General features: G+C 67.0%; 2 protein-coding genes. Both read right to left on the minus strand.

The features are described from left to right. Positions 1–191: 191 nt before the first annotated feature. On the minus strand, positions 192–2,039 hold the full coding sequence (gene asnB / locus BT115_RS18040; RefSeq protein ID WP_072324076.1) for an asparagine synthase (glutamine-hydrolyzing): 1,848 nt from the start codon (positions 2,037–2,039) through the stop codon (positions 192–194). Further along, the gene (locus BT115_RS18045) at positions 2,014–10,965 is read right to left on the minus strand and encodes an SDR family NAD(P)-dependent oxidoreductase (RefSeq protein ID WP_218184782.1); all 8,952 of its coding nucleotides are present in this window, start codon (positions 10,963–10,965) and stop codon (positions 2,014–2,016) included. The genes asnB and BT115_RS18045 overlap by 26 nt, the downstream gene beginning before the upstream one ends. Positions 10,966–11,007: the final 42 nt, after the last annotated feature.

Raw genomic sequence — 11,007 nt, forward strand, 5'->3', positions numbered from 1 at the left:
CTCCGCTCATATCCATTCCCCCTTCGCCACGGCGCATGCCGTACCGAGACTCCTTCGCAGCGGCATTCCCCCTAGCCACTGTGGGCACCACCGGCTCATGGAACCGGCAACCGTTGACCTTCGAAGTAGAATCAATTCGCGATGCGGCGTCAATACGAATTTTTGCCGATACCGACGCATGCTGCATAGCATCAACATGCCAGTTCGACGTCATAGGCCTCGATCCACTCGGCGACCGACAGCACCCGCTCCATGTCCGCGCGCTGATAGTGCAATGAACGATCGCCGTTCATCGGCCGAGTGGTCATCCGCCGCACCGTGCGCTCGTCGAACAAGGGACGCGCCGGATGATTCGGCGTATCGAGAAACGCAGCCACCCTGGCGCGTAGCGCACGCTCGTACGCAGGGTCTTGTGTCGACGGGTAAGGACTCTTTGTGCGCTCCACGATCGATCGTGGCAGGCGCTGCTCCACCGCCGCACGCAATACGCTCTTTTCCCTTCCATCGAACGCTTTCATATCCCAGGGAATGTTGAACACGTAATCGACCAGGGCGCTGTCGCAGAATGGCACGCGCACTTCGAGGCCTACCGCCATGCTCATCCGATCCTTCCGATCGAGCATGAACTGGAGGAAGCGCGACATGTGCAGATAGGAGAACTCGCGCATGCGGGCATCGTGTGCCGGCTCCCCATCCAGCCGTGGCACCTCGGCCATCGCACTCGCGTAGCTGTCTGCCTGGAACTCCTTCAGCCGCAGCCGCTCGCGCAGCCCGCGATCCAGGATGTCGCCACCGTGAAACACGCTGCCGGTCATGGTGAGCCACGGGAACATGCGGGCTTGATGCACGGCGGGCTGATGGAACCACGCGTAGCCTCCGAAGATCTCGTCGGCCGACTCGCCGGACAGGGCCACCGTCGATTCCTTCCTGACCTCCCGGAACAGCCGATAGAGCGAGGAGCACATGTCGCCCGAAAGATTCAGCGGCAGGTCGCTTGCGTGGAGTACCGTGCGATTCAGCGAGCCTTCGGCCAGCTCGCTGCTGTCCAGCACGATGTCCGTATGGTCGCAGCCGACATGACGAACGAAGTCACGCACGAAAGGCGCGTCATGCGACTTGTGCGGACCATCGTCCGCAAAGTCGTCGGACTGACCGACGAAGTCGACCGAGAACGTTCGCATCGGCTGCCCTTGTGCAACCGTCGCCGCATGCGCAATGGCTGTGATGGCGGACGAATCCAGACCGCCCGAAAGAAGCGTACACAACGGTACGTCGCTGACGATCTGCTGACGTACTGCGCTCTCCAGCAACTCCCCAACCCGTGCAATGGTCGCGGGGAGGTCGTCTTCGTGCGGCCGTGCCTCGAACCGCCAGAAGCGATCGGCCCGCATTCCCTCGCGGTCGAAGCGCAGCATCTCCCCGGGTTTCACCTCGTGGATATCCGCATAGGGCGTCCGCCCCGGCGTGCGCGCCAGCACGAAAATCTCGCGCAGACCATCCTCGTTGGTACGCGCGCGTACGTCCGGATGAGCCAACAACGCCTTCGGTTCAGAGCCGAACACGACCCCGTTGCCGATGCGCTGGTAATAGAGCGGCTTGACGCCCAGAAAGTCTCTCGCCAGCAGCAGCTGCTGGCGTCGCGCGTCCCACACTGCAAAGGCAAACATGCCTTCCAGTCGGCGGACCACGCCCTCCTCCCATTGGAGATAACCGCGGAGTACGACCTCCGTATCGCAGCGCGTCGTGAAGCGATGGCCGAGGGCTTCCAACTCCGCGCGCAGTGCGGCGAAATTGTAGATCTCCCCGTTATAGCTGAGCGCCACGGTGGTGTCCGTGCCGCCATCGTGCACCATGGGCTGCACGCCGCCAGCGAGATCGATCACGGCCAGGCGACGATGGCCCAGGCCGACGTGCTTATCCACCCAGACGCCCTGCCCGTCAGGTCCACGCGCCGCCAACGTTACCGTCATGGCCTCGACGACGTGCCGCCGGTCTCTTATGTCCTGGCTGAAATCAAGCCATCCCGCGATACCGCACATCCTGCGTCTCCTTTGCCAGGCGTTGGTTGGATTGCGAACTGCCGCTTGGCGGCGTGCGCGACCGGAGTTTCAATGTGATACCGCGTAGCGTTGCGATGACGCCGCCTTGTTCATCCAGCACGCTCGCATGGATCGATGCCGGCTCACCCTCGGCGCGTTCGACCAGCACGTGGCACTGCCGCGGCAGACCGCGATAGAGGCCAAGTTCACGGATGCCGGCGATCTCCAAGTCGGCGGAAGGATCGTCGCGATCCACCCACGCGGTCACCGTGTCCGCAATCGCGCCAAACAACGACGGCTGCATGACGAAACGTTCGTCGGCCCCGCGGTCGTCGGCCGACATGACGATGCGTGCCAGGGCGAAAGCGCCGCTCATCCACAACGCATCGATGCCCGCGTGCGCAGGTGCCATGCCGTGGCATCCGAGACGCGCATCCATGGCCGCACGCGACAGGGGATGTGCACGGCTGCGCAACGAGCGCAGGTCGTAACGCGGCAAGGTATCGGCTGGCTCGACCGTGGTCGGCAGCAGCATGCCGGACGCAAAGCAGCGAGACGTATCGCCGGGACCGTCGCCAATGCGGAAGCGGATGCCTTCGCCTTCGTACTCGAGCACCGTCCGCACGAGATGCAGATCGCGCTCCAGCGTCAGCATGTCCGGGAAGGCGACGTCGCGCAGCGTGGCGACGCGGCGTTCGCCGGCAAGGGTGCCGCATGCGGTGGCGATTTCCAGCAGCGCAGGCATCGATAGAACGGGCACGTCGTCGCGCAGCGTCGTCAACGGCGCTACCTCGTCCGCCTTGAGCCAGGAATCGAATGCGGTCTGGCGTAGCGTCGAGGCGTTGTAAGACACCCACGGATGCAAGCGCTCCTCGACCGACGGCACCGCGGCGACATCGGGCAGCGGCGCGGAACGCGCGATCCAATGCGATGTCGGCGCAAACGGATACCCCGGCATACCGACGGGCAGCGCGACCCGTCCGCGTACGCGGGGCACCCATGCGCCCGCAAGCCATGCAGCGATCACGGCCTCTGCCTGATCCGGCACGGTACCTTCCACAGGCGCAGCGGCGGCAGCGCGTGCGTTCACGGATGCGACCTGTACGCGCGATGGGGAGCCCTCCACCCACGCCGCGAGTTCGCGCGCTACGTCGACGGCGGTCACTCCACCGACGGCGAGCCGAACAGGCATGGCTTCGCGTCGGGACACGGCTTCGCAGATCGCGCCCAGGGGTTCCGATGCATTCGTCATCCAGTGCGCAAACGCTGCTGCGTATGCGCGGAGACGATCCTCGTCCACCGCCGACAGCAGGAATGCGTGCGTCCGCCTCTCGTCGAAGGCCTTAGACGCAGGCGAGGGTGGCGGGTCTTCCAGCACGATGCACGCATTGACGCCGCCCGCGCCGAACGCATTGACCAGTGCTCTACGCGGGCGTTGGGCCGGTGCAGGCCAGTGGCTGCCTGCATGCTGCAAGACCACCGCAGCCGCTGGGGCATCCGTGCGTGCGTGCAAGGTCGGCACGAAGCGACCATGACGCATCTGCAACAGCACCTTAGCGAGGGACGACATGCCGGCTGCTGCTTCGAGGTGACCGATGTTGCTCTTGACGCAGCCGAGGGACGCAGGAGCGGTACGCGTGGCGGACCCGCCCAGCACCTGCTCCAGCGCGCGCAGTTCGATCTCGTCACCCAGCGGCGTGCCGGTGCCGTGACCTTCGACGCAGTCGATCGAGTCGGGATCGATCTGGCCTGCGGCCAGCACACGGCGGATGAGCGAAGCCTGGGCATTCGGGTTCGGTGCGGCATAGCCGTTGCCCCGCCCGGCATGTTCGAAGCCCGTCGCCGCCAGCACGCCATGGATGCGGTCGCCATCGGCGAGCGCGTCCGAGAGGCGCTTCAGAATCACGGTCGCTACCCCCTCGCCGGGCACGAATCCGTCGTCACCCGCACCGAAGCTACGCGTAGCGCCATGCTTGGCGAGCATGCCACGCTGGCTCAGCGAGAGGTATTTCAATGGATGCAGATACAGGTTAACTGCACCGGCGACCGCTACCGCGCACTCCCCGCGGCGCAGGCTTTCACTAGCCAGATGCAAGCCGACCAGCGCGGACGAGCACGCCGTATCGACCGGCATGCTCGGGCCACGGAAGTCGAACAGATAGGACACCCGATTGGCAATCGACCAAGGCAGGGACGTGGGCGTCTGCATGACGCCGTCGCGTCGGGCACTCTCCGCAAGCAAGGCATACGACTGCGTCGTGGTGCCCACGAACACGCCGACGTTCGCACCCTTGTCTCGCGGGTACGCCTGCCGAAGTCCCTGACGGGTGTAGCCGGCGTCTTCCAACGCATGCCATACCGACTCGACGAACAGGCGTTCCTGCGGGTCCATCACCGCCGCCTCATCGGCGGGAATGCGGAAGAACGCGGCGTCGAAATGTTCGACGTCGGGGATGAATCCGCCATGGCGACAACCGATGCGCCCGCGCGCCGCCGCATCGGGCGACGCGTCGTACCACGCCTCCGCGTCCCAGCGCGATGCGGGAACGGGAACGATCGCCTCGCGACCGGCCTCCAGTGTCTGCCAGAACGCATCCAGGTCCGCGCCGCCCGGGAAACGCCCGTGGATGCCCACGATGGCAATCTTCTCCTGGGCGTCGTCGTTGCGCGCCGCGGGAAGGATCGCGACATGCGATGGCGCGGCGACCGCAGTGGCCATGGTGTGCTGTGGCGCGTGGCGCACGAGATACGCTGCCGCGGCACCCACCGTTTCCTGTTCGTAGAACAGTGTCTGCGGTACGTCGCCGGCAAAGCTCCGCAGGTGAGCGGTCAGTCGGCCGATCGCCACGGAATCGAGACCCAGGGCATCGAAACGATCGTTCTCGGTGATCGCCGCCATCGGCACGCCGGTTTCCTCGGCGACCAGTTCGCGAACGCGCGCAAGCATGTCGAACGACGCTGCCGGTGCCGGGGGCACGTGCGCCTGCGGCGTCACCGCAGCCGAAGGAACGTGAGGCGTCGCAGTCGCATGGGCCAGGCGAGCGAGATCGCCATGAAGAGGCACGACCATGTGCTCTCCAGCACGCAAGGCCGCGTGGAAATGGCGCAGGCCTTCGGCGGTAGGCAACGCGGCAATGCCGTTGCGACGAAGCAGCCGCTGCGCCTGCGCCGCGTCCACCCGCATGCCACCGTGTTCCCATAACGGCCACGCGATGCTGATCGTGCGACCGTTACGTAGCCCCTGGTCGCGCCACGCCTCGCGCTGCGCGGCAAAGGCATCGAGGAACCGATTGGCATAAGCGTAGTCGGCCTGCCCAGGGTTACCGTTCACGCCGGCCATGGACGAGAACAGCACGAACAGATCCAGATCGAGATGACGGGTCGCGGCATCGAGCGCGAGCGTCCCGTCGATCTTTGCGCGCGTGACGTCGAAGAACGCATCGGCGTCCTTGTGCAGGAGCGCACCGTCGCGGCGCGTTCCTGCAGCGTGAATCACGCCATGCAGGGCGCCGAACCGCTGCCTCACCTGATCGAGCAACGCTTCGACAGCGGCGGGATCGCTGACGTCGATGCTGGCGTACGCCACCTCACCCCCTTCGGCAGCCATACGGGCCAGCTCACGCTCGCCCTCTTGGCCGAGCGACGAGCGCCCGACCAGCATCACGCGTGCCTGGCAGCGGCGCATCAGATCGCTGGCGACGATCCGACCGAGTCCGCCCAAACCACCCGTCACCAGGTAGGTGCCGCCGTGCCGGATAGGCGAGAGCAACGAGGCCTCGCCAACGCCGGGCTCCACGCGTGCAACGCGTAGCGCGCGTTGCCAGGAACCATCGCTGCCGTGACGCGTATAGCGGACTTCGGCCGTCGGCGCCGTCGCCGCGGCCGCCTCGTCGAGGGCCAGACGCGTCCGTTCGTCGGCCGTGGCGGAAACGCCAGCGGCCATCGTCAGCGTGACGGTGCGCCACGAGGGCTGCTCCAGCGCGAGCGTACGGAGCAACCCGGCAAGCGCTTCCTGCAACGGTGCACCTTCGTCGACGATCGCGACCAGCGTAGCAGCCTGTCCTGCCTCCAGCATGGCGCGCACGAGAAGCATCAGAGCCAGCGCGTCGTCTCGTTCGTCCGTGGCTCGCCAGAGCACGTGGGTCGGCACGCCACCACTGGTGGCGAGACGCTGTACGAAGACGCGCATGGCATCGAGATCCGCGTGCCGATCCTGCAGGCGCACGATACGGCCCGGTGCGGGCTGCATGTTCGCCGCCGCAGCGATGGCAGCGTCCGTGTCGGCCACCAGCACCGAGGAGACCGACGCGGACGCAAGCCGCGACGTCTCGGCCCAATGCCGCAGCAGACGCCCCGAGGCCGCCGGAAGGCCGGCGCCGTCGTCGGCCTTCTCAGGTCCGATCCAGCAACGCTGCCGCTGGAACGGATAGGTGGGAAGCGAAAGCCGCCGCGGACGCCGATCGCTGTGCAGCGGCGTCCAGTCCAGCGCGATGCCAAGCACCCACAGATGAACCAGTCGAGCCAGATCGCGGCGCGCGACGAGTTCACCGACGAAACGCCGCCCGACCTCGCCTTCCACCAGTCGCTGCGCATAAGGAGGGATCTGGCTCGCATGACCTACGATCAGCCCGTCGTCTCCGCTCGAAAGCGGTGCGTCCGGCGAGGCGAAACGCGCGTCGGCCCATGCGTGCAGACGCATGGCAGCGTCGCGGCGGTCGGCGGCCACGAGCCCTAGGCGCGCGTCCATCGCCGTGCGCCCTACCTGCAGCGTGTACGCGATATCGTGCATGTCGCCATCGGCCGCGTCATCGAGGAACGTGGCGAGGCGACGCGCCTGCTGGGCCAACGCCACCGGGTCCCGCGCGGACAACACAAGGGCGACGGGGCCCTCCGCTGTAGCCGGCGATACCGTGTCGCGCCATTCCTCGATCACCACGTGCGCATTGCCGCCGCCCGCGCCGAACGAGCTGACGCCTGCCCGACGAGGCTGCTGCGCATCGGCATGCCACACCTCGGCGCGCCGCTGAACCTGGAACGGCGTGCTCGCGAACGCGATGTTGGGATTGAGTACATCGGCATGCAGCGTCGGCACGAGTTCGCCGTGACGCAGTTGCAACAGCACCTTCGTGACCGCTGCGATGCCCGCCGCCGCTTCGAGGTGACCTATGTTCGACTTCACCGAGCCGACGGCGCAGCCCTTCGATGATCCGCCGCGCGCGGCAAACGCGCGTGCGAGACCGGTGATCTCGATCGGATCGCCCAGTGCGGTGCCGGTACCGTGCGCCTCGATGTAGGACACCGTGTCGGCCGCCACGCCTGCGCTCGTGAAGGCCGCTTCGATCACCTCCGCCTGCGCCACCGGGTTCGGCACGGTGTAGCCGCTGCTCTTGCCGCCGTGGTTGAGCGCACTGGCGCGCACGATGCCGTAGACGTGATCGCCGTCGCGCAGCGCCTGATCCAGCGGTTTCAGGAACACGGCGCCCACGCCCTCGCCGGGCACATAACCGTCGCCCCCTGCACCGAAGCTGCGGCAACGACCGTCCGTGGCCGCGAACCGCCCCTGGCTCAGGGTGAGGTACTTGTGCGGATGCACATTGGCATTGACGCCACCTGCAATGGCGGCATCGATCTTGCCGTGCCGGATCTCCTCGCAGGCGAGGTGCAGCGCAGTGAGCGACGACGAGCACATGGTGTCCACCGCCATGCTCGGCCCACGCAGATCGAGCAGCCAGGACACACGATTGGCAATCGACGCATACGACGAACTCGGCACGCCCTGCCCCGCGGCGAGCGCCTCGGCGCCGTAGAGTTCGTACTGACCCCACATCACGCCGACGAACACGCCGGTACGGCTGCCCGCGACGGCGGAGCGCGCGTAACCGGCGTCCTCCACTGCCTGCCACGCTGTCTCGAGGAACAGCCGTTCCTGCGGATCCAACAACGCGGCTTCCTTGGGCGATATACCGAAGAACAGTGGATCGAAACGGTCGATCTCGTCGAGGAAGCCACCCCAGCGGGTATACGTGGTGCCGGGCTTGCCCGGTTCGGCGTCGAAGTAACGGGCGACGTCCCAGCGATCCGGGGGCACGTCGGTGATGCAGTCGCGGCCCTCGCGCAGGTTGTTCCAGAACGTCACCAGGTCGGGGGCCATGGGATAGCGCCCCGCAAGGCCGACGATGGCAACGTCGCGTTCGCGCGGCGCCGCGGGGCTCGCGATGCCTGCGAAGCGACGCCCGCTGAGAGCCGTAGCCACCATGGGACTCGGCGCAGCGACGGGTCGTGCGGCACCTGCTTCGGTAGACGGAAATGCCGAAGGCTTCGCAGCAAGCAGGAAACTCGCCAGGCTGCGTAATGTGCGGTGCTCGTAGAAAAGCGTCTTCGACAGTTCGCCGAAGGTCTTTTCCAGTTCGGAGACGAGACGAACCGCCAGGATGGAATCCAGGCCATAGTCCTCGAACGGCGTGGCGGGGTCGATCGACGACGCCGGCATCTTCAGGGTCGCAGCCAGTCGGACCCGCAGGACATCCTCGGCGCGCTCCTGTGCCGTAGCCGAGCTTTCGGGAACGATGGCCGACGCAGGAAGCGGCGCCGCCTTTGGCGCTGCCTCGCGCGTCAGCGCAGCCACAGTCCGGCGCAGCCGCGCCACGTCGCCGCCCAGTACCGCGACATGCGGCGCGTCGCTCGCGATCACGGCGTGCAGCACGGCCAGTGCGCGTTCGCTGTCCAGCGCACGCATACCCGTGGTCCGTGCAAGCATGTCGAGGCGGTGCGCATCTGGACGCATCCCGCCTTCGGCCCACAGCGGCCAGCCGATCGATACGCTGCGTCCATGCCGCTCGCCCGCGGCAACGCGACGTGCACGCTCAGCGGCGAACCCGTCCATATAACCATTGGCCGCGGCGTAGTCGGCCTGCCCCACGTTGCCGAAGGCACCGGCAACGGAAGAAAAGAGGACGAACATATCCAGCGCCACGTCGCGCGTCGCGTCGTCGAGATGGCGCGTACCGCTCACCTTGGGCCGGAGCAACGCCTTGAATTCGTCGCGGGTTTTGCCTGCCAGTGGGCCGTCATCCGTCGCGCCGGCCAGATGCAGCACACCGTCCAACCGACCCTGCTCCGCCAAGATGGACGCCACCAGACGCCGCACGTCGTGCGCATTTTCGAGATCGAGCTGACGGTAGAGAACGCCCCCCGGCGCAACGGAAAGTGCTGCCGTCGCCTCAGCGTGCGCCGCATCGGGCGCAGCACGCCCGGTGACAACGACCTGCGCACCTGCGCTGGTGAGATCGCGCGCGACCAGCCGACCGATGCCGCCCAGTCCACCGGTCACGAGGTAGACGCCGCCGCGACGGATACTCACCGATGCCTTCGTCTCAAGCGCCTGCTCGGTCCACGTGCGATGCCGCCAGCTTCCGTCGGCGTCGATGCGCACGTGCACATGCCCCGCGCGAGCGGCCACTGCCGCCGCCGCGAACGCGCGCCCTGCGGTACGAACGTCGATCACGCACGGGGAAAGCTCCGGATGTTCCATCCCTACGGTGGCAAGCAAGGCCGCCAGCGCCGCGACGCACGCGTCGTCGACGCCGGCAAGACATGCGATGCGCAAGGCCGGCGGCGAATCCATGGCGGCAAGCCGCTGGACAGTTACGAGGATATGGGCGAGCAGACCTTCGGCATCGTCCGATGCAGGAACGTCCAGTCGTTCGACGCTCGTTGCGCCCAGCGACTCCACGAAGGTTTCCGCGAGGTCGGACGGAGCGATAACGCACCAGTGCTCTCTTCCGTTCGTGACCTCGGAAGTATCGAGGGGCGGGACCGACCACGACGGCACGAAGGCGACGACGCTGTCCACTGAGGTGTCGTCGGGCACGCGCCGTACTGCAAGGCCCTCGATACGAACGCATGGACGGCCGTGGCGATCCACGATGTCGATATCGAAGCGCTGTTGTGTCGCGTCGTCCTCGGCAAGCCGACGCACCCAGGCGACCATCTCGCCGGCACAAGGCGCAGCCACCACGATACGACGGGCCGCAAAGGGCAGCCATGCGCCCGCTGCGCTGTCCAGCAGCGCGATGCACGATTGCAGCGCGCCGTCGATGAGTTCCGGTGCCAGGCTCTGTTCGCCCGGCAGCCCATGCCCACTATCGAGTTGCGCAAGCAACTCGTCCGCACCGCGCGCAACGTGGCGGAGCGTGCGATGTTCCGGCCCGTAGATCAGGCCCATCGCTTCGAAACGCGCGTACAAGGTCTCGACGTCGGCGTCGCTACCGGTCATGCGCGCCTTTAGCACCGGCAGGTCCGGCCCATCGAGTGCGCCGTTCGCCAAGCGGGCGCGCAACCTCGCATGGCTGCGTATCGCGTCGCCGTCGACGCTTGCGATGGCAACGTCCACCTCACCGGCATCACCCAGCGACAGGTCGATGTCGACGTCCACCTCGCGATCGACGAACAGCGGTTCAGCCCACACCACGTCTTCGAGTGCGACGAGCTGCGCACCCGCGCGCGCCTCGGCCGGCATCGCCCGATCGATGGCGGCATGCGCCATGCCGATCCACGCCGCCGCGGGCATCAGCGGGCGCGTAACGCCCCCACGCTTGTAGCGATGCGCCCGCAGGAACGATTCGTCGCCACGGAACGTCGAGCGGAACGCCTGCCGTCCAAGGTCCGACACGTTCTCGTGCAACAACGGATGCAACCGCGATGCCCCCGGTGCCACGTCGGCCTTTGGCAGATCGAGCCAATAGCGCTCGCGGGCAAACGGATACGTCGGCAGGCTCGTCTTCGGCAGCGTCCGTCCGCCATGCAGTGCGGACCAGGGGATCTCCACCCCGCGTACCCAGGCCTGCGCCACGCGCTCCAACCGTCCCGCACTCGCCCAGCGCGCCACCGCGTCACGCAGCTCCGCGTCTTCGGCAAACCACGCCACCGCGTCACGATGCTGTTGCGCCTGACCGGCGAACAGGCCTTC

This window comes from Luteibacter sp. UNCMF366Tsu5.1 (assembly GCF_900119235.1).
Taxonomy (GTDB): domain Bacteria; phylum Pseudomonadota; class Gammaproteobacteria; order Xanthomonadales; family Rhodanobacteraceae; genus Luteibacter; species Luteibacter flocculans.